This is a genomic window from Pedobacter fastidiosus, from assembly GCF_014306625.1.
In the GTDB taxonomy this organism is placed as follows: domain Bacteria; phylum Bacteroidota; class Bacteroidia; order Sphingobacteriales; family Sphingobacteriaceae; genus Pedobacter; species Pedobacter fastidiosus.
Map to the genome: position 1 here is coordinate 1 of NZ_JACRYL010000023.1, position 21,232 is coordinate 21,232.

Here is a 21,232-nt window from a genome sequence, read left to right on the forward strand (position 1 = left end):
CGGACAAACAGGAAGGGAGCTGGGTTTAATTGAAAGGGAATTAAAAAGAAGGAAGCTTTAAGTACAAACTTATTAGCATTAATTAAAATAATTTCTTGTAAACGAACGTTCGGGAATTCTTCGGATGATGTAGTCCCGCTTTACGCTGTATCGCCAGTGAAGAACTGGCGGATGTCGCTACAATCGGGTTTAAAAAACTTAGTTTAGTGCAATTAATATAATTTGCAGATTGCTAAGGCATCTTTCTTTTTCCGTGTCTTCTGTGTTTCCGTGGCAAAATTTTAGATAGAGGATTACCCCACAGGAGTTCTATTTGGAAAAAATCCTCATTACAGAAGACGGGATTGCAAATCCCGACTAGCTGAGAGTGCCTCAGCATGACAAGGATATTCGAGGTTTGTGGGTAATGAATAATCCTTAATCTTTCTTCACTGCAAAACCTTGCTTACCTGTTAACAAATCGTAAAACAAAATAAAATCACTGGCTAAGCTATAACCAGGATACTTAAAAGTTGCAGGTTTATTTTTCTCGAAAAAGAAATGACCAACCCAAGCAAAACCATAACCCAAAACGGGCATCGCTAAAAAGAAGTGCCAGTTGTGAAATAAGAAGCCTGTAAAAAAGGCAAGCGAAACTAAGCCTGTGCCTATAAAATGAAGGATTCTAGAAGTTGTATTGGTGTGTTCTGTTAAATAATAAGGATAAAATTCCTTAAGGGATTTAAACTCTTTCTCTGGCATAATCTAATCTAAAGAATTCCGTTGGCTTTTAAGAAAGCTTCTAATTGAGCCGGCTTTTCAGTCATTAATAACGTATTTAACCCAACTTTTTTAGCGCCTTCAATATGTTGCGGACTATCATCAATAAACAATGTTTCAGCAGGATTAAGGTTGTTATCCTTTAAAACCTGTTCGAAAATATTGGTGTTGGGTTTGCGCAATTTCATGTGTTGAGAAAAGTAAGCTTTCTCGAAATACTCTTCGTAATTATTAATTTGAAAAGTGGTTTTTAGATAATTGATAATCCAATCGTAATGAATTTCATTGTTGTTGCTCAAAAGAAAGGTGCGGTATTTCTCTTTCACTTTTAATAATACATCGTGGTTTTCTTGGATGGTTCCAATTAATAAGCTATTCCAAGCCTCATCAATTTGGGCGTCAGTTAAATCTGGCTTGTTGGCAGCTTTTCTAATTCCAGCTCTAAACTCTGCAGGAGAAATTGCTGCGGTTTCAAAGTCATCAAATAATTGATTATGAGATTTATGCGCAAAGAAACTTTCAATATCTGTAATGCCCAGTTTTTGAAACGAGGCTTGGGCGATTTTAAAATCTATATCGAATATTACGTTGCCGTAATCAAATATGATGTTTTTAATATGTTGCATGAGGAATTCTGATTATGGTACAAAGATATTATTACTGCGTTAAGCCCATGTATGGATTTGTATTTTTTACATAAAAATGCCTCGCATATTGAGTTATACGAGGCATTGAATAAGATTTAATTAAAGAGATTCTACTGTAACCGATTTTATAATTGGCCTTTCACCAGAGGCTTCCTTAAAAACAAAATATACTCTATGGAATTTTCCACCAGAAACTGGGTGAATTGCGACATCGCTTTTCAGTGCAGATTTTCCCAATAGTTCTCCTTCTAAGTTATCTAATCGAATTTCTACCTCATAATTGGTGCTATTGGCTAAATTAAATTTGAAACCGCTAATGTTTGTTAAATCAATATTGCTTAAGCTAAACGAACCATTATTTTCTGTTAATGCAATTACTTCAGCTCCAGATACTTCCTTTTTCTCAAATCCTTTTAAATTTTTAATGTCAGAAGCATCAATTTCATTGCTTTTTAAATTAACAGCATTGGTTGTAGTTAAAGGTTTTAATTTTGCAGTGCCGGCATCTGTATAAGTTGCTTTAAGTGTTAAAACCGATTTCTTTTTATCAACATTATTGGCTGGAGTAATTTTTCCGGAAGCTGGTAACGATTTAGCAACAGCATCTTTATTGCCTAACGTCATAATCCATTCGGTAATTTTTTTAACCTCAGCTTCCTTCATCGCCGAATGCGCAGGCATCGGGATTTCTCCCCAAACACCAGAACTTCCGTTAATCACTTTGTTGGCAAGATAATCTACAGCTTTCGGATCACTTTGATATTTTATAGATACTTTTTCAAAAGCAGGTCCGATTGAGGTTGTCGAGATTTTATGGCAAGTACTACAATCCGATTTAAGCATTAATGTTTTCCCAATGAGGGTTTGTGCAGCCTGTTGATGCCCCAATTGCGCACCAGCCAATCACTTCCTTCGGTGTAAGTATTTGAAATATAAATTCTTTCTTTATTTACGGTCGCACCTTTATCCGATACCAAAACTTGGTAATCTATCGCTTTATTTGGAAACCAAAAACTTTTATTCCCTGTTAAAACGATATCAACATTTGGGTGTTCGTTACCCGCAAAAACCGGAATTATCTGGCTTTTTGCAGAAGCTTTACTTTTATCTAAAACCAAAACACTTACCGGATATTCGCCAGCAATGGTGTAGGTATATTTGAGTTCTGGAACATTTGTCGTTTTTTTAATTCCATTACCCAAATTCCATATATAAGTTAAAGCGTCTCCATCAGGATCAGTCGCTTTTACTTTTGCAGTAAGCTTGTAAGGCAATAAACCACTGGTTTTAGTAATTTCCAATCTATCTACATTTGGCGGTCTGTTTCCTTTTAAATAATCAATTCTAGTGATTCCTGCATCTGGATTTTTCGTGAACCAACCTTTTCCATATTCCAAAATGTACAATTTCCCATCGGGGCCAAGTTCCATATCAATAGGGGCAGCCAAAGAAATTTTAGAAAGCATGGGTTCCATGCTCATATAATCGCCTTGTGGCGACATGGTTACTGCTTTTACCCAGCCACGAACCCATTCGTAAATAATTAATTTTCCGTTATAATAAGCAGGATAAGGTGATGCGCCCGGTTTTGCATAATAAACTGGACCTGCCATTGCTGTTCTACCTCCAGAACCAACTTGTGGAAATTCCTTAGATTCGCCATAAGGATACCAAATAAATGCAGGTTGTGCGGGTGGTACTGTACTTAAACCCGTATTATTTGGCGAATTGTTAATCGCACCGGCGGGATCAAAAGGATTTCCGCTTTGTCCGTTTGTATAATCATATGCTCGATAAGGATAATTATTTCCGATGAAATATGGCCAGCCAAAATTCCCTGCTTTTCGGGCTTGGTTAACTTCATCGTAACCACGAGGGCCACGAGAAGCATCATCATTACTGGCATCAGGACCAACCTCGCCCCAATATAAGTAGCCGGTTTTTTTATCAACCGAAATTCTGTAAGGGTTTCTATTGCCCATAACATAAATTTCTGGTTTCGATTTGGGGTCACTTTTTGGAAACAGGTTCCCATCGGGAATGCTATAAGTTCCATCCTCGTTCATTTTAATTCTTAAAATTTTGCCCCTTAAATCATTTGTATTTCCGGCAGATCTTCTTGAATCGTATTGTTCCAAACCTTTGCGATTATCTAATGGTGCATAACCATTATTTACATATTGCTGTTTGGGAGCATCGAAAGGAGTGGAGTTATCGCCAGTAGAAACATATAAAAGGTTATCTGCACCAAAAGCGATCGAACCACCCGTGTGGCAACAGATCTCTCGCTGAGAATAAAACTGTAGGATGATTTTTTCTGATGATTTATCGATTTTATCGTTAACCATTTTGAAACGGGATAAACGATTTACTGATTTATCAAATGGACTATAGAAAAGATAAATGTATTTGTTTACGGCAAATTTTGGGTCTGCAGCCATTCCCAATAAACCTTCTTCGGCATTAACATCAGGTGTGCTGGTTTTAAAGTAGACATCTAATTTTCCCGCTTGCGATAATTTTTTAGTCAGGTTTTTATAAAGCATAATCTCCCCACGGCGTTGCGCAACAAGAATATCCAAGTTCGGTAGAACGGCCAATTCTGTAGGTTCGGTAAATTCTCCCTGAACAAGATTAACCTTAACAAACCGATCCTGATCTGGAGTATCAATTCTGTTTTCGGCTTTTTGAGCGGTTTTCTTTTGCGTATACAGGTTTTTGTTTAGCGTGGTTGCGTACAAAAAGGAAAAGGCAATGAACGAAATTGATAGAGTAAAAATAGTTTTCATTTATTTGGTTTTGTGTGTTTACTCAATAAATATATAGGATTGTTTCTCAGCGTGAATAATTATATCAACATTTATACTCAATCGCTTATTGTAACTCTTATACGATGGCGATTATTTGGTTACTGTTAATATGTAATCTGCCAATCCTTCAATATCTTTTTTGCTAATTGCACCATTCCATGCGGGCATTCCTTTGGCCACTACACCATTTGTAATGGTTTTTATTATCGATTTTTTATCTGCACCATAATTAAATTTTCCACCTATTAGGCTTCTTACAACTTCTGTTCCTTGTAATTTATCTCCATGACAGGATGCACAAAGCTGTTTAAACATATTTTGAGGGTTGTTTTTTGCTAAATCACTTTTGTTGTTTGAGGTAATTCGCTCACTTGCAGTGATAACTGTTCTATCAGTGGAAGGACGGAGTCTCAAAATCATATCATAGGGGCGTTCCCCTTTACTTTCGGGCATATCGAAGTTAGATGTGGAGATGTATATAAAGCCATCAGGACCAACAACCACCGAACGGATTCTGCCAAATTGCTTTTTAAGAAATACTTCTTGGTCATTTGGTTTATCCAGAGGGATTCTCAAAATTGATTCGCCACGCAAACAACCAACCAGTAAATTTCCTTGCAATGATGGGAAAGCCTTGCCGGTGTAAAATAATGCTTCGGATGGGCCGATAGATGGAGTATATTCAAAAATTGGAGATTTCATTCCTGCTTTTACATCTTGATGATGAATAACTGGCCATCCATAATTTGCGCCTTTTTCAATTATATTCACTTCATCGCCACCAGTTGGACCATGCTCGGTTTCATATAATTTATTTGTGCCTGGCTGAAAAGCAAGACCTTGAGGATTTCTATGTCCATAAGACCAAATCTCTTTGTGGGCAGTATCATTTTTGACAAAAGGATTATCCACTGGAATGCTTCCATCATCATTTAAACGAAGAATTTTGCCATTATAGGTTTTCAAATCCTGTGCACGAATAGGCTGATCGGCATCGCCAGTGGTAATGTATAATTTTTTATCAGGACCGAAAACAATTCTGCAACCCGTATGGTTTCTTGCCGCTGGGATTCCTTGAATTAAAGTTTGAGGATTTATTAGAGTATCATTCTTGTATTCATAACGAACAACTCGGAGCCACAAGCCATTATTTTCTCCATAATTATGTGCAATGTAAATTAGGTGATTTTTTGTAAAATCGGGGTGAATAACCATTCCCAATAAACCAGTTTTAGATTCTGCCTTGATATCGTTAACAACAAAAACAGGCTTTTCCTGAAGTTTTCCGTTTTTGTAGAGTCTCACTTTTCCGGGGCGCTCTGTAAATAGCATAGATCGATCTGGCAAAAACGTAATCTGCCAAGGCACAGTTAAATTGGTTGCCAGCGTATCAATTTTAAAGGATAGCGTCTCTTTGTTTTTTGTTGATGATATATTTATGAAACCACTTGCAAAAGCAAACAGCATTACAATACTTAAATAAGTAAATACTCTTCTCATAAGGTAGATTTGGTTGTTAAATCGTTTTACTAGATAATATAAATATAGCTAATGATTTGATTTAATCAGAATAAACCGATAGGCTAAATTAAGGGTTTTCAAAATTTTATTTGATTACCAAAATGGTTCCGTCATCTTTTAGTTTATAATAATATTGGCTTTCATGTTTTCGTTTAAGTATTTCTACAACTTCAACCTCACCTTGTTTTCCAGTATCATCTTTAATGGCATCGCCTTCCTTAACATTTTCTAGGTCTTTATTTGAGCTGTTTTTGCCTAACTTTTTCATGTTGAATGGATTAGTTAATTATAAGCGAACAACACTCAATAGCTGGATATGTTTCATTTTTCGGAAGCCAGCCTATTATAAATGGAACATCATATTGGAAATCTTCTTATCCTAATCGAATATCTATTTATTTGAGTGTGTTATCTACTACAGTGTTTTCTAAGCTATGTTCTGTTTATATTTAAATATCTTATCCCTAATAAAAACAGTATGGAAGGCGTAATAACAGCTTACAATAAGCAGAGAGGCTTTGGCTTAATTTCTCAGTTCATGGTAGAGCAAAGCATTTACTTTGATTTAGTAGATTGCAAAGTAAAGGGCTTGTATATTGGGAGCTCAGTTCAATTTGATTTAACTTTAACTAAAAGAGGTAATGTTGCTAAAAACATTACTGCAACACCACAACTGAAGGTGAGAAAGACAAAAAAATCGATTGCTCAGGTAGCCTACTAATTAATTTCTATTTCAAAAGAATTTACTAAGGTTCTTGCTTGCAGTTTCAACTCCATAAAATCCATCACTATATCTCTCAAGTCCTTTAGGAAGGCAATTTCGAAAAATTCTAGATGTCTGGGTTGTTTATCTAGGATGCAGAACGTTCCTAAATTGTAACCTGTTGATGTTTTTAATGGGAATGCTGCATAAAATTCTAAGCCCATTTCGCTGGCAATTAATGGATTTGTCAAGGTTCTAGGATCAACAGATGCGTGCTCAACAGTGTAAAATCCATCTACCAGAATTGCTGAGGCGCAAAGACCGGGTGCTCGCTCGATCTCTGTAATGTTTGCACCATAAATTGATTTAAACCAGATTCTGTCCTCATCAACTAATGAAATAATAGCGATAGGAACATTTAAGAATTGTGAGGCGATTCTAGTTAAACGATCAAAGGCTCCATCCTTTGGTGTATCTAAAATATCGTAGCTTTTTAAAGTTTGTAAACGAAGGATTTCTTCATTGTCAATTTTTTCGGAACTCATTAAATAATAAGGATAGTAAAACGTTTTAAAGATAGCCATCCGAGTTAGTTACGAAAGCGGTAGAATTATAAATCGCACAACCTATAGTGGTCAAAATTACATTAAAATGATCAAAAATGGCTTCAGTGATTAAATAAATGCATATCCCAAAAATATTGTGTTTTGATGAAAATAAAATAATTAGAATCGGATGACAATTATGGCTACTTTAGGGAATGGGCGATACAGTTAATTTTATTTTAGGCGTAGTTTTTATACTAAGCGGGTTTAGTGTTTTTTGTGTGATTTTTGGTGGAAAGAAGGCGAGCTGATATTATTCATATCTAAAAAGCATCCCGTATTCTCTTTTAATATTTAGTTAAAAGAGTGCAATCATCCTCTATTGTAAAAAAGAATTAAATCATCTTTTAGGTGTTCATTCCGATTTTTGCGCAAATTAGCGTGGCTAGGGTGATTGATGTAAACTTACATTTTGCATAATTGGGATTTTTCCAATTACCAAGCGCTACAATCGTTTGCTTTAGGCTCACAAGAATCTAGAGATTACTAAGGATGGGGTTGTTACCTCTAACTTCTAATATCTTATTTTTTTTAAGGCTGGAGGAAATATTTTTTTAGCATACGAATTATGCAAGCTCCCTTATGGAAAGCTTATAAAATGATAATCTTTTAAGCAGATGAACTTTACTTAATCTACTAGTTAAACTATTCCATTTAGATTCTGCAAGCACCCAATTAATTGTTTTTTAAAATGGGCAATGTAAAATAGAAAACAGATCCGTTTCCAGTTTCACTTTCTGCCCAAATTCTTCCATTATGGCGATGAATTATTTCTGCACAGAGGTACAATCCAATTCCAAAACCTGCTACGGTTATAGAAAGAGGGTGTTCTACACGATAATATCGTTCAAATACTTTTTGTAAATCTTCCTCACTTATCCCAATGCCTTCATCCCTAACACTAACGAGTGCATAATCTTTTTCGGTAACACAAGCAACTCTAATGGTACTATCTGCAGGCGAATATTTAACCGCATTGCTAATTAAATTGGTTACAACTTGTCCTATTTTATCACGATCTACATCAACAAAAGTTGTTTCTACTGGCGCAAATATAATACGGTGCCTAGTAATGGTTGGCACCACTTCTTGCTCTACTTCCTTAATTAATTCTGCCATATCAAAGCGTTGCTTATCTATGTTAATTTTTCCGGATTCTAGTCGAGAAACATTTAAAAAGCCATTTATCATCGCCGTCATTTTTTTTACCTGTTTATCGGCCTTTTCCAGTGCAGAGGATGTAAATTTATCTTCGTTTTTTTTGGCAAAACCCAATAATAATTGAATGTAAGCACCAATAGAAGTTAGAGGTGTTTTAAGTTCGTGACTTGCCATACCTATAAAATCGTTTTTGCGTTGCTCATCCCTTTTACTTTCGGTAACGTCCATCACAAACCCCGAAAACATACTTCCTTCTCCCTTTATTTCTGGCGTGATTTTACCTAAAGACCTAAGCCAAATAATTTCGCCATCATTAAATCGATGTTGAGAAAAGGTAATGTCGTAATCGCCACCATCAGCAATTGCTTTTTCTATCTCATTAATTATCTTAGTTTTAAATTCAGCACTAACCTGTCCAATTGCTTGTTCATAGGTCATTTTTTCTTCGCCCTCATAACCATATAATTTAGCTAGGGTATCATTATAAATCAATTCTTTAGTAATTGGGTGGATGTACCAAGAGCCTAACTTAGCCGCATCTATAGCCATGCGCATCATTTCCTCCGCCTTTTGAACTTCGAGGCGGGCATTTACCTGCTCGGTGATATCTGTAACCACCTGTAAAATACCTGTAATGTTGTTTTTTTCATCTTTAACCGCCTGGCAGATAAAATTAAAGTACCCTTCTACCCGTACTCCGTTTTTGATAATGTGTGCTGGAGCTTCATTTCCATAAAATGTTTCTCCGGTTAGCAATACGTTTTGAAGAATAGCAATAAATGGTTGCCCGATTAATTCTGGCATTGCAACTGCCAGCGGTTTACCTAAAATATCTATTGATTTTCCCCAAATTTCCAACATACTCTCGTTCACAATATCGATGTTGAGCTCCATATTTTTAAAAAGCGCAATCGGAATTGGAGACTGTTCTACCAAAGATCTAAATCTGGTTTCACTTGCGGAAAGTTCTCTATTTAAATAAATTAGTTCTTCTTGGGTTTCATTAAGTTCTTCATTAGTAACCGCCATCTCCTCGTTCGTAGCAGCCATTTCTTCATTGGAAGCTTCTAATTCTAGGGTAACTTGTTCAATTGCCCTACGAGCATTGGTATTTTCTGTTACATCTATGGCAACAATCATAATGGCATCTACTTTTCCATCGATATTTAGAATGGGTTCGTAAACAAAATTAACATACACAGTTTCCTCAATGCCCTTCCTAATCAACATTATTTTATGCTCATCAGCATGATAAGTTTGTCCAGTGGCCAAAACATGGTCGGTTATGGGCTCGTAGAGTTGGGCAGCTTCTTTATTAACGACCCAGTAAGGAACGGTTTTAAAAATTTCTCTGTCTTTACCAATAATCTCTAAAAAAAGGTCGTTTACCTCTTCTAACATCAAAGGTTTGCCTTTTACAATACACATTCCAACAGGTGCTTGCCTAACCATGTTGCGAATATTCTGTTCGTTTACAGCAAGTTTTGCCTGAGCTCTAATTTTTTCTGTAGTTTCTATACAAATTACGAGTACGCCTTCAATTTTGCCATCCTCATTTTTTATCGGACTGTAAGAAAAATCAAAGTAGCAATCTTCAAGATAACCGTTACGGTTTAGCGGAACCATAAAATTTGGAAAACCTACAGATTTACCATTCATCACTTCTGCAAACATTGGCCCTATGGTATTCCATACTTCGGCAAATGTATCGCTTGCACGGTTTCCCAAACTCTTGGGGTGCTTGTTTTGCCCCAAAATTGGTCTATATGCATCATTGTAAAACTGAATGTATTCAGATCCCCAGCAAATTAGAGTCGGAAATGTTGTACCCAGCATCATGCTAATCGAATGCTTTAACGCAGAACTCCATTGGCTTGGATCTCCCAGAGGGGTTAAAGACCAGTCCTTTTCTCTAATTAGGTTGCCCATCTCTCCGCCAAGAGCCATGAAAGGATAGTTTTCGTTATTTTGCATTCTTTAAAGGGATATGTTTTGGGTAAAATTTGTTGTTCAAAAAATCAATACTGATGTAAGCGTTTTAACTAAATTTAAACACCAGAAGTGTTTATTTGTTGGCTTTAATTTTTAATAATTTATTTAAAGATGACTGGATGGAATAAAATCTGTATAACTTTTTATGAAAATAAATGCTAGAATAGTAGAATCTATCTGCTCATTTTATCAAAGATTTTCCCTCGAAAAAACATCAGATTTATGTTAAGCTTTAAGGCTCAAAATCAAAAATTTAAGTTTAATTGATATATTAGCCATATGGAAAAGGAAATGGCGGATGAAAAACTGATCCTGGCAAAAATTGCCAACGGAGATCAGCTTGCATTTGCCAATTTGTTCCATTTCTATAGGAATAAAGTTTACGGTTACGCACTAAAAATTCTCCAATCCGAATCTTCTGCACAGGAAATTGTTCAAGAGGTTTTTATTAAACTTTGGTTGAAGAGAGATCAACTTTCAACAATAGAAAATTTTGGCGGTTTTTTAAGGATAATTGTTCGAAATGACACTTTAAATGCACTAAAAAAAATTGCTGTAGAACATAAAAACTATAGTCTTGCTCATTTAAATAAAACCGAGGTAGATACAGGTACAGAAAATTCGATCCAATATCGTGAAACCAAAAAATTATTGGATGATGCTATAGAAAAACTTCCTCCACAACAAAAATTGGTTTACAAACTTTGCCATGTGGATGGGATAAAACAGAAAGAAGTCGCTACTCAACTCAATATTTCTCCATTAACGGTCAAAGTGCACTTAAGGGAAGCTGTTAAATCCATTCGATTATATCTTGATGCACATAATGAGATTAAAGTATTAGGCATTCTACTGCTGTTTTTAAAATAATTTAATTTTCCACTACTCCCTTTTATAGTTTCAGTTGTCATCATAAAGTAGAACCTGTTAGCGATCCCTTATTATCTGATATTTTCTAGCGCTTAAATAATAAATCCAATGGAAAAAGAAAGATCAGCTTACTTATTTCAAAAATATATAAATCAAGAATGTTCAGCAGAAGAAATGGATGAGTTTATGTCTATTCTCAGAAATTCTGACGATGAAGCTACATTGGAAATGATTTTGGATAACTATTGGGATAAAACCGATGAGATAGATTTGCAGAAAGACAAAGCTGAAGAAATTTTCAACAACATTGTTGCCTCAGAATCTGCAACGCCACAAAAGAAAAAGATCAAATCAATTAAAATGTGGATTGGATGGGCAGCTGCAATTTTAGTGCTTGGCATTGCTTCTTTACTAATTCTAAATAAAGCAGATAAATATTCAGCCTCTGTAAAGGAAGATCAAAATAAGCCCAATTTATTGCTCCAACTTTCAGAATCTACTGTTGCAAAAACATTAAACGAGCATCAAAAAGTAACGCTGCCTGATGGAAGTACAGTGATCTTAAATAATAACAGCTCAGTTACTTATCCAAAGGATTTTAAAGGTGATAAGAGAGAAGTCATATTAAATGGAGAAGGTTATTTCGATATTAAACATGACGATAAAAAATCTTTTACAGTTTACACGGGGAAACTTAGAACCATAGTTTTAGGAACGGCATTCAATATAAAAGCTTACGAAAAAGACCGCAATATAGAAGTTACGGTTACCCGTGGTAAAGTGAGTGTGCTCAATGATCAAGCAACTTTGGGAATCCTAATTCCGAACCAGCAAATTATTTTTAATAAAGATTACAAAAAATCTAATCTTGCCCGCGTTTTAGCAAAAAGCATTGTACAGTGGCAAGAAAGTGATTTGTTTTTCGATGACATATCAATGGAAGAGGCTACTGAAGTTTTATCTAAAAAATTTAATACCCCCATTACATTTACCAATGATAAGGCAAAAAAATGCAGGTTTACAGCCACATTTTTAAAGGGAGAATCACTAGAGGAGATTTTAAAAGTAATCTGCTCCTTTAACAACGCACAATACCAATTCAACGCCGGTAGAATAACCATCAAAGGCGAAGGATGTGAATAATAATAACCTACAAACCAATTAATTTTATCAAACTAAACCAAACAACATGAAAAAAACTTACCAGCTGCGAATTTGAATGAATAAAAAAACTCCCTGTCGCTAAACAAGGAGTTAGGTTGTAGATACAGCGCTAACTGTATCTAACACGTTTTAACAATTTTCTAAGATTCATTTAAAACATTTAAAATTATGTATTTTTCTGCACAATCGGCAGAGAGCAGGAAGAAATATGTTTTCTTCACTGCATCCAACCCACGATATTTAATTCGTCAGCTTATGCGTATCAGCTTAATCACAGCAATCGTATTATTTACATCCTTTCAATGCTTACTCGCGGTTGATTTAAAAGCTCAATCCGCACAGCAAGCTCAAATTTCTTTAGAACTTAAGAATGAAACCATTACATCAGCCATAAAAAGAATCGAACAGAGCAGTCAGTTTAGATTTCTTTATCGCAACAATGAGTTAAAAGACTTAAAAACAACCACTTTGCCTTTCGGACAAAGATCCGTTAAAGAAACATTAGACCTTATTTTATTTGGAACTGGGTTAACTTATACCCAGGTAGATAACAAAATTTTGATTTCTAAAATTCCGGTGGTTTCTAGTGTGGAGGTTAACAAAGATGTTCGCCTAACAGGAATTGTAACAGACGAAGTTGGAAACCCCCTTCCTGGCGTATCCATTCGCATAAAAGGCAACAATTCTATTAGCACAGCTACAGACATGAACGGCCACTTTAATATTTCTTACCCAGAGGACAAAAAGGCAATTTTGATTTTAAGTTATGTTGGATATGTTATGCGTGAAGTTATTATTGGCGAACAAACTTCTATAAAAGTTTACCTAACACCAGAGGTTGGCAGTTTAAATGAAGTCCAAATTATTGGCTATGGTACCACAACCAGAAAAACGAGTACCGGTTCTATTGCATCCATCACTTCAAAAGAAATTGAAAAGCAGCCTGTTGGAAATCCTTTAGCTGCATTATCTGGTAGAATGTCTGGCGTTTTAATTGCACAGAATAATGGTGTTCCGGGGGGTGCAATACAAGTACAAATTAGAGGACAGAATTCGTTATCATCGGGTGGAATTCCTTTATATGTAATTGATGGTGTTCCATTTACAAATTTTAATGGCGGATCTCCAGCAACTGATAATTTAAATGCTTTTGGTACATCAGGTGCAAGTGGTGGTATTAGTCCGTTTGGAATGATCAACCCATCAGATATTGAAAGGATAGATATTTTAAAGGATGCTGATGCAACTTCAATTTATGGATCTAGAGGTGCAAACGGTGTGGTTTTAATTACAACAAAAAAGGGAAAATCGGGGCGTGTAAAAATTGGACTTAACTTAAATTCTGGTTTTACAGAAGTAAGTCGCTTTATCCCTGTGTTAGATCTTCAGCAATATTTAACTTTAAGAAAAGAGGCCTTTCAAAATGATGGTGTTACGCCAAATACAAGCAACGCACCAGATTTAACGGTTTGGGATCAAAACAATTCCACGGATTTCCAGAAACTACTCATTGGAAATAGGGGGCATGTTAACGAGATTCAAGGATCAATGTCTGGCGGAAATGAGCAAACTCGTTTTTTCTTTAATTCTGCGTACCGCAGAGAGAGCACGGTATTCTTGGGAGACAATAACGACAAAAGATTTTCTGCAAGATTAAATCTGGATCATAATTCTGCGGATAAAAAATTCAATGCTTCGTTTTCGGTAAGCTATACAAACGACAATACAAACATCCCCACATCAGATGTTTCATCCGTTTATAACCTTCCTCCAAATCTGCCGCTTTATGATCCTTCGGGTAAACTGTTCTGGGCAACGGGATTTACGAATCCATTGGCAAGTTTGCTGAGAAAATATACCGGAGTGACCAATAATTTGATCGCCAATGCCAACCTAAAATATACCATCCTGCCCGGGCTTACCGCCAAGACCAATTTTGGATACACCAATACCAGGCTCGAGCAGATTGCAACTACCCCTGCATCCTCTCAAAATCCCGCAAATAGCCCGACAAGTTCTGCAAATTTTACAAATCTAAATGCCCAGAACTGGATTATCGAACCCACTTTGGATTATGTAAAGACGATTGGAAGCGGAAAACTGACTGCGCTCATCGGAACCAGCTTTCAGCAGAATACATCGAATGGATTATATCTGTCCGGAACAAATTACAGTAACGAAGCTTTGTTGGGAACACTTGGCGCAGCGGGTACCACCACCGTTCTATACAATAACATTATCAAATATAAATATGATGCAATTTTTGCCAAGCTAAATTACGATTGGCAGGAAAAATATTTACTGAATGCAACCTTTAGAAGAGATGGTTCTTCCAGATTTGGACCTAAAAATCGCTTTGGAAATTTTGGAGCAATTGGTGCCGGATGGGTATTCTCAAGCGAAGATTTTATTAAGAACAACTTATCATTCTTAAGTTTTGGAAAGTTAAGAGCAAGTTATGGTTCTACAGGGAACGATCAGATTTCCAATTTCCTATACCTGCCCTTATATTCTTCGGCCACTGCTTACCTTGGCAACGCGGCAACCAATGTAACGGTTATTCCTAACGAATCTATTCAGTGGGAAACCACCAAAAAACTGGAATTCGCCACTGACCTTGGTTTCTTTAAAGACAGAATATCTTTCACGGCAAATTATTACAGGAACCGTTCTTCTGATCAGATTACCTCAAATGCCCTGGGCAGCCAGAGCGGATACAATAGCTTCACGCTGAACCTTCCGGCTACCATTCAGAATAAAGGACTAGAGCTTGAACTGAATACTACAAACATCGTGATGAAAGATTTCTCCTGGAAAACTTCCGCAAATTTCACCTTTACGGATAATAAGATTGTTGAATTTCCAAATCTTGACAAATCGTTCTATTCTACAAGCTATGTGGTTGGAGAATCTGTCAACTTAATCCGACTTTACCATTATTTGGGCGTTAACCCGACCAATGGCACTGCAATGTTCGAAGATAAAGATGGCAATGGTGTAATCAATACAAACGATCGTTATGTAGCTGATCTTGGAACACCATTCTTTGGAGGTTTCAATAATACTTTTACCTACAAGGGCTTTGAACTGGGCATATTCTTCCAGTTCAATCACCGTTTTGGAGTGACTCAGATTTTGAATACAAGACCGGGCGCTCTTGTTAATCAAAATGGTTTCTGGCTGGACAGATGGACACCAACCAATACAGCCTCCAACATTCCAGGAGCATCGGCAACTGCCGGAACACCAATTTACACCTCTTACAATAACTATACATCTTCTGATGCAGTTTATGGAGATGCTTCTTACTTAAAATTAAGATCGGTCAACTTATCTTATAGTCTTCCGGCCGAATGGCTCAAACACGTAAAGATGTCCAGTTGCAGCGTATTTGTTCAAGGTCAGAACCTATATACCTGGGCTAAGAACAAATATATTCTGGATACGGAAACGACTGTTCAAGGCGGCCCATCAGGATTGGGTACTGGCACGATTGGCCAGGTACTGCCTCCTTTAAGAACTATTGTATTTGGTGTTAACTGTTCATTTTAACTTAAAAAATCATGAAAAAAATATATAAAAATATCTTTTATAAAGCATTGATTATTAGTACGGTACTAACTGTTTCATCCTGTAAAAAATTTGTGGAACTTGGCGCCCCGCCTACACAGATCTTGTTTGAAGATGCATTTAAAACAGATGCATCCGCTCAGAGCGTGGTTTTGGGCCTGTATTCATTCTCTTCACAGGCCGCAAATGGCCTGCTCACATCATTAAATTTCTATTCCGGGGTATCCAGTGATGATCTTCAGTATAACTCCAGTGATGCGCTGTATCAGGAGTTTGCAAACAACTCTATTTCCAGTACCAATGGCGCTGCCAATACCATCTGGGGAACAACTTACCAGTTGATAAAAAATGCTAACAATGCAATTAGTGGGATCACCGCATCTGCAAGCTTGACACCCTCGGTAAAAAGTCAGCTATTGGGCGAAGCGAAATTTATGCGTGCATTTGCTTATTTCTATTTGGTCAATCTATATGGAGATGTTCCATTGCCATTGAAAGATGATTATTCTGCTTTTGAAAATGCTGTTTTACCACGGTCATCAACAGCTGATGTTTATACACAGATTATAAGGGATTTAACCGATGCACAGACTGCATTACCTACAGCCTATGTCGGTACTTTTAGGGGAAGAGTAAATAAATATGCAGTTTCGGCACTGTTGGCCCGTGTTTATCTTTATCAAAAGGATTATGCAAATGCCGAAGCACAGGCTACCCAGGTCATCGGTTCGGCAGTCTATACGCTTCCGTCTCCAGACGTTGCATTTGTAAACACCAGTAATGAAATTATCTGGCAGATTGGTAACACCACTGGATTTTCTGTATTCGGTTCGGCCTACATTACCGCTGCAACCGTAATACCTGCATTTTCTTTGGCAGACGTGACTTATCAAAGTTTTGAAAGCCCAACAGATTTACGCCGTACAAATTGGACAGTTACCAAAACTATAGGTGGTAAGGCCTATTATGGCATTACTAAATATAAATTAGCAACTGCTGGTAATGAATACAATATCGCCTTAAGATTTGCTGAGCAATATTTAATCCGAGCAGAAGCAAGAGCACAACAAAATAACCTTTCGGGGGCTAAAACGGATGTGGATATGGTAAGATCAAGAGCTGGATTAGTTGGCGTTAGTGCTTTATTAACGCAAACACAAATGCTTACAGCAATAGAGCAAGAGAGAAAAGTAGAGTTTTTTGGAGAATGGGGTCATCGTTGGTTAGATTTAAAAAGAACCAATCGTGCAAATGCAGTACTTGGTGCCTTAAAGCCAGCAACATGGAAAACCACTTCGGCTTTGTGGCCAATTCCTCAGGCACAGATTATCATAAATTCAGCGTTAACACAAAACCCAGGGTACAACTAATTATAAAGAGGCCAATAAATAAATTACAAGAATTTGCTCCTATGAGCTTGTCGATATTTCGGCAAGCTCATTAGGACGAAAATTGCTCTAAAAAGTATCTTAACAAAATCAATCTACTAAAATGAGAACGAAATTATTAGCACTTACAGCTTTGGTTTTTTTAGGTGCAAGTGCATTTAAAATTCAATCGGGATATAAAATTAATGGCACAATCATAGGTGCAAATCAAGGCACCATTTACATTTCCCATACCATTGGCGGAAAAGAAATTGTAGATTCTGCCAGCATAAAAAACAGTTCCTTTACTTTTAGTGGAACAGTGCCGGAGGCTATGCTCTATACCTTAAAACTTAAAGGAAGCAAGCAACAAAAAATGTTTTTCTTGGAGAATAAACAGATCAGTATTGTTAGTCATAAGGATTCAATTTTCGATGCAAAGGTTACAGGTTCACCAGAAACCGATACTTACTATGGTTTCTATAATGGGCCGTGGAAAATAATTACCGCTAAAGCTGGAAATATTTACCGCAGATTGGATAGCGCAAACCAAAAAGGGAAAATAACCTTATCGCCAGAACAGCGTAAACCTTTCGATGATGAATTTAAAAACTTAGATATTCTTAATCAAAAGGCCATTAAGGATTATGTTATGGCACATTCTTCTTCGGTTGCCGTTGCCGCTATTGTAGAAGATCGTTTTATAAATTATCCTTACCCAGAACAGGCTACTGAGATGTATGCACTGTTTAATCCTGATGTACAGAAATCATTTTATGGTAGAGCGATTAAAGCGAGTCTAGACTTAACAAATAAAACTGCACCCGGAAAATTGGCGCCAGATTTCACTATGAACGATGTTAGTGGAAAAGCCGTTAAGCTCTCTAGCTTGAGGGGAAAATATGTTTTGGTTGATTTTTGGGCAAGTTGGTGTGCGCCTTGCAGAAAAGAAAACCCAAATGTGGTAGCTGCCTACAAAAAATACCACAATAAAGGTTTCGAAATTTTAGGCGTCTCTTTAGATAGTAAAAAGGAATCGTGGTTAAAAGCAATAAGTGATGATGGTTTAGCCTGGAATCATGTTTCCGATTTAAAAGGCTGGGCAAATACAGCAGCATCCGCTCATGGCGTAAAATCTGTACCTGCAAGCTTTCTGTTGGATCGAGATGGAAAAGTAATTGCAAAAGATTTGAGAGGCGAAGCATTAAATAAGAAATTGTCGGAAATTTTTAAAGACTAAGAAAATGAAAGTATTAAATAAACTTACGGGATTACTTTTTTGTGTAACCGCTTTTACAGTTAGTGGTTTAAAAGCACAGTCTGTTACAAGCGACAGCACAAAAATTTATCTTGATAAATTAATCGCTTCAACAAATGCTGAAGACAAAACCCTTTTAAATAAAAAACTTAAAACGCTTGGTGCATCAAATAGTGAAAAAGATGTAGATCTAGCTATTAATTATTTTTATAAGCTGAAGAATCAAAAAGCAACTGATTCTTTATTGGATGTTGAAGTGCAGAAATTTCCTTTGGGCTCTCGAGCTAGAAGTAAAGTTGCAACAGATGAAATTTATATTCAGAAAACCGCTTTAGCGAAAGAAAATGCTTACAAAGCCTGGCTTAAAAAATTTCCACCTGCTAACTTTGGGGATGATTTAATAGTTTACGATTACGTTGTAAGCTCTATTGCAACCGATTATGCGAAAGATAAAAATACAGCCAAAGCACTAGAATACATAGAAAAACTACAGGTTGATTTTTGGAAAGGTAATGGATACGGTGGTGTAGCTCAAGCTTTTTATTCTACAGGTGATTTAAACAATGCTTCTATCTATTATAAAAAAGCGATGGAAAGCGCAAAAGAATATTATGATGGAAAATTACCTAATGAAAATTCATCCAAATTTGCTGCATCGGGTTACCCGGGCTTAACAATGACATACGCTGGGATTCTTTATGAGCAAAAAAAATATGATGAAGCGCTTAAATATGCAGATTTAGCAAACAAAAATCCCTCAACAGCTTCACCAAAATCTAATTTTCAATATGCCAAAATCTTAATGGCTTTAAACCGAAATGATGAAGCTTATGTTAGACTTGAGGAAGCAGTAAAATCTGGAAAGGCGAATGATGAAATGAGCGAAACATTTAAGAAATTATATGTTAAAGTTAAAGGAAGTAATGCTGGCTTTGATCAATATGCTGCGGAAATTAGAAAAGGTATTATTGCAAATCTACAGCAAAAGTTAACCAAAGAAATGATTAAAAAAACGGCTTCAGATTTTACCTTGACAGATTTGGATGGGAAGAAAGTATCCTTAAGTAGCTTAAAAGGTAAAGTTGTAATCTTAGATTTTTGGGCAACTTGGTGTGGACCTTGCAAAGCCTCTTTTCCTGCAATGCAAATGGCTGTTAATAAATATAAACAAGATGCCAATGTTAAATTTTTATTTATCCACACTTGGGAGAAAACCGCAACTCCTGTAAAAGATGCAGATGATTATATAAAATCTCAAAAATATACTTTTAAAGTTTTAATGGATACTAAAGATCCTGTGACGAAAATAAACAAAGTAGTTACCGATTATAAAGTAAATGGCATTCCATCCAAATTTGTAATTGATCCAGCCGGAAACATTAGATTTAGCTTGATGGGATTTGACGGAAGCAATGAAGCCGCTGTGGATGAAATCTCTATGATGATCGATATGGCGAAGAAAGGCTAGCAAACAACGTTTAAAGTGCCTTTACATTCTAAATATTATATGAAATGCCTCAAATTAATTTTGAGGCATTTTTATTGTATTCTACAACTAACAAAATCACTTTTTTCATGTTTAAAGTAGGAATGACTTTACAGATAGTCAGTTTATATAAATCAATATTAAAATATTTATCATGGAAAAATTTGCATTACTTGCTCGTGTTGAAGCAAAGCCCGGTAAAGAAAATGATGTGCTAAATTTCTTGAAAAGTGCATTGCCTTTGGCTCAAGATGAACCAGATACCATAAGATGGTATGCACTTCAAATCGGCGAATCTACCTTTGGGATTTTCGATACATTTGAAACCGAAGCGGGTAGGGAAGCACACCTTGCCGGAAAGATTGCTGAAGCCTTAATGGCTAATGCTTCAGATTTATTGGCCAAAGATCCTGTTATAGAGAAAGTAAGTTTATTGGCTATTAAATAATATTCTGATGGCTCTTCAATTTACGAATCGAAGAGCCATAAGTTAATTTAAAATTCTTTACAACCATTTCGGATTTAAAGATTAAGTCCGTTATGATCGGTGATTAAAACCTCAGTCATATAATCAAAAAATGGGCGCATTTCTCTATAAGTTTGTCCAGCTATTTTTACAAAATCTGGTTGCAATACCTCATCATCCGTAAATTTTCTTAAAACCTTAAATTGCTTATATCTTAATAAATCTATGGCTTCGTGGTTGATGTCAAATCCTTTTGGTGCAGTCTTTACCTGCTCACCTCTAAGGGAGCCGAATGAAGCAATAAATTTTTCATCCATTAGAATGTTTCTTAAAGGTGAATCATCAAAGCCAATATCATCTCTAATCAATTTTAAATCCTTAGGATTTGGATTCTGAAAGCCTCCTCCAAAATAAGTATTTCCAGGCTCTATGTGAAATACATAACCACCTCTTCTTGATTTAGATGCTCGAGTGAAGTTTCCACTCCAATTGATTTTATAGGGTGTCTTATCTAACGAAAACCGAGAATCTTTGTAAATTCGATGTAAGCTTTTCTTTCCCGAAAGCGTTTCTATAACATCGTGAAGATTGAGTTCTGCAAGAAGCGCATCTGCAAATAAAACAATGGCACTTTGCTCCTCAATAAACCTGTCTTTATTTGCATTGAACCATTCTCGGTTGTTATTTTTCTTAAGCAGTTTTAAAAAATCTAGATTTGATGATGAAATAATAGGTAAAGCTTTTGGCATATTTTTAATAGATTTTCGATATAATAATCACCGCAATTTGAAGAAAAAATATGAGTTGCTCTAACTCAATTTATCACCAGAAAGCAAAAATTCGTTATATTTAT

General features: G+C 36.1%; 17 protein-coding genes. 8 read left to right on the plus strand and 9 right to left on the minus strand.

The features are described 5' to 3' along the window. Window positions 1-417 precede the first annotated feature (417 nt). From H7U22_RS19375 to H7U22_RS19400, 6 genes are all read right to left on the minus strand, one after another. Window positions 418-741: a DUF962 domain-containing protein gene (locus H7U22_RS19375; protein WP_187072996.1), complete on the minus strand. Its 324-nt coding sequence runs from the start codon at window positions 739-741 to the stop codon at window positions 418-420. Between the two features lie 8 nt (window positions 742-749). Continuing rightward, a complete protein-coding gene (locus H7U22_RS19380; protein WP_187072997.1) occupies window positions 750-1,385 on the minus strand; it encodes an HAD family hydrolase in 636 nt (211 codons plus the stop codon). A 120-nt stretch (window positions 1,386-1,505) separates the two neighbouring features. Next, window positions 1,506-2,249 (minus strand): c-type cytochrome, encoded by a 744-nt coding sequence (locus tag H7U22_RS19385; protein ID WP_187072998.1) that lies wholly within the window; start codon window positions 2,247-2,249, stop codon window positions 1,506-1,508. Next, window positions 2,249-4,195 carry a PQQ-dependent sugar dehydrogenase gene (locus H7U22_RS19390; RefSeq protein ID WP_187072999.1) on the minus strand — a complete coding sequence of 649 codons (1,947 nt, stop codon included), beginning with the start codon at window positions 4,193-4,195 and terminating at the stop codon, window positions 2,249-2,251. The genes H7U22_RS19385 and H7U22_RS19390 overlap by 1 nt, the downstream gene beginning before the upstream one ends. 111 nt (window positions 4,196-4,306) lie before the next feature. Beyond that, complete coding sequence (locus H7U22_RS19395; RefSeq protein ID WP_187073000.1) at window positions 4,307-5,716, minus strand: PQQ-dependent sugar dehydrogenase; 1,410 nt, start codon at window positions 5,714-5,716, stop codon at window positions 4,307-4,309. 106 nt (window positions 5,717-5,822) lie between these two features. After that, window positions 5,823-6,005: a hypothetical protein gene (locus tag H7U22_RS19400; protein WP_187073001.1), complete on the minus strand. Its 183-nt coding sequence runs from the start codon at window positions 6,003-6,005 to the stop codon at window positions 5,823-5,825. A 210-nt stretch (window positions 6,006-6,215) separates the two neighbouring features. Between H7U22_RS19400 and H7U22_RS19405 the strand changes: the two genes are divergently transcribed. Beyond that, window positions 6,216-6,458, plus strand: a complete 243-nt coding sequence (locus tag H7U22_RS19405) for a cold shock domain-containing protein (RefSeq protein WP_187073002.1) — start codon at window positions 6,216-6,218, stop codon at window positions 6,456-6,458. Here the strand turns inward: H7U22_RS19405 and H7U22_RS19410 are convergent. Together H7U22_RS19410 and H7U22_RS19415 are read right to left on the minus strand one after the other, a co-directional pair. Next, window positions 6,455-6,985 carry a GAF domain-containing protein gene (locus H7U22_RS19410; protein WP_187073003.1) on the minus strand — a complete coding sequence of 177 codons (531 nt, stop codon included), beginning with the start codon at window positions 6,983-6,985 and terminating at the stop codon, window positions 6,455-6,457. The genes H7U22_RS19405 and H7U22_RS19410 overlap by 4 nt on opposite strands. Before the next feature lie 735 nt (window positions 6,986-7,720). Continuing rightward, entirely contained in the window at window positions 7,721-10,180 is a 2,460-nt protein-coding gene (locus H7U22_RS19415) for an ATP-binding protein (RefSeq protein WP_187073004.1), read from the minus strand. A 297-nt stretch (window positions 10,181-10,477) separates the two neighbouring features. Here H7U22_RS19415 and H7U22_RS19420 point away from each other — a divergent pair, with 297 nt between their 5' ends. From H7U22_RS19420 to H7U22_RS19450, 7 genes are all read left to right on the plus strand, one after another. Continuing rightward, window positions 10,478-11,068, plus strand: coding sequence for an RNA polymerase sigma factor (locus H7U22_RS19420; protein WP_187073005.1), 591 nt, complete (start codon window positions 10,478-10,480; stop codon window positions 11,066-11,068). A 108-nt stretch (window positions 11,069-11,176) separates the two neighbouring features. Continuing rightward, complete coding sequence (locus H7U22_RS19425) at window positions 11,177-12,211, plus strand: FecR family protein (protein ID WP_187073006.1); 1,035 nt, start codon at window positions 11,177-11,179, stop codon at window positions 12,209-12,211. 189 nt (window positions 12,212-12,400) lie between these two features. Then, window positions 12,401-15,784 (plus strand): TonB-dependent receptor, encoded by a 3,384-nt coding sequence (locus tag H7U22_RS19430; RefSeq protein ID WP_187073007.1) that lies wholly within the window; start codon window positions 12,401-12,403, stop codon window positions 15,782-15,784. Window positions 15,785-15,795: 11 nt separating this feature from the next. Continuing rightward, window positions 15,796-17,172: a RagB/SusD family nutrient uptake outer membrane protein gene (locus H7U22_RS19435; RefSeq protein ID WP_187073008.1), complete on the plus strand. Its 1,377-nt coding sequence runs from the start codon at window positions 15,796-15,798 to the stop codon at window positions 17,170-17,172. 121 nt (window positions 17,173-17,293) lie between these two features. Then, window positions 17,294-18,409 carry a TlpA disulfide reductase family protein gene (locus tag H7U22_RS19440; protein WP_187073009.1) on the plus strand — a complete coding sequence of 372 codons (1,116 nt, stop codon included), beginning with the start codon at window positions 17,294-17,296 and terminating at the stop codon, window positions 18,407-18,409. 4 nt (window positions 18,410-18,413) lie between these two features. After that, the gene (locus tag H7U22_RS19445; protein WP_187073010.1) at window positions 18,414-19,895 is read left to right on the plus strand and encodes a redoxin domain-containing protein; all 1,482 of its coding nucleotides are present in this window, start codon (window positions 18,414-18,416) and stop codon (window positions 19,893-19,895) included. Between the two features lie 172 nt (window positions 19,896-20,067). Continuing rightward, on the plus strand, window positions 20,068-20,361 hold the full coding sequence (locus H7U22_RS19450; protein WP_187073011.1) for a putative quinol monooxygenase: 294 nt from the start codon (window positions 20,068-20,070) through the stop codon (window positions 20,359-20,361). 74 nt (window positions 20,362-20,435) lie between these two features. Here H7U22_RS19450 and H7U22_RS19455 read toward each other — a convergent pair whose 3' ends face one another. Further along, entirely contained in the window at window positions 20,436-21,128 is a 693-nt protein-coding gene (locus H7U22_RS19455; RefSeq protein WP_187073012.1) for a DUF2461 domain-containing protein, read from the minus strand. Window positions 21,129-21,232: the final 104 nt, after the last annotated feature.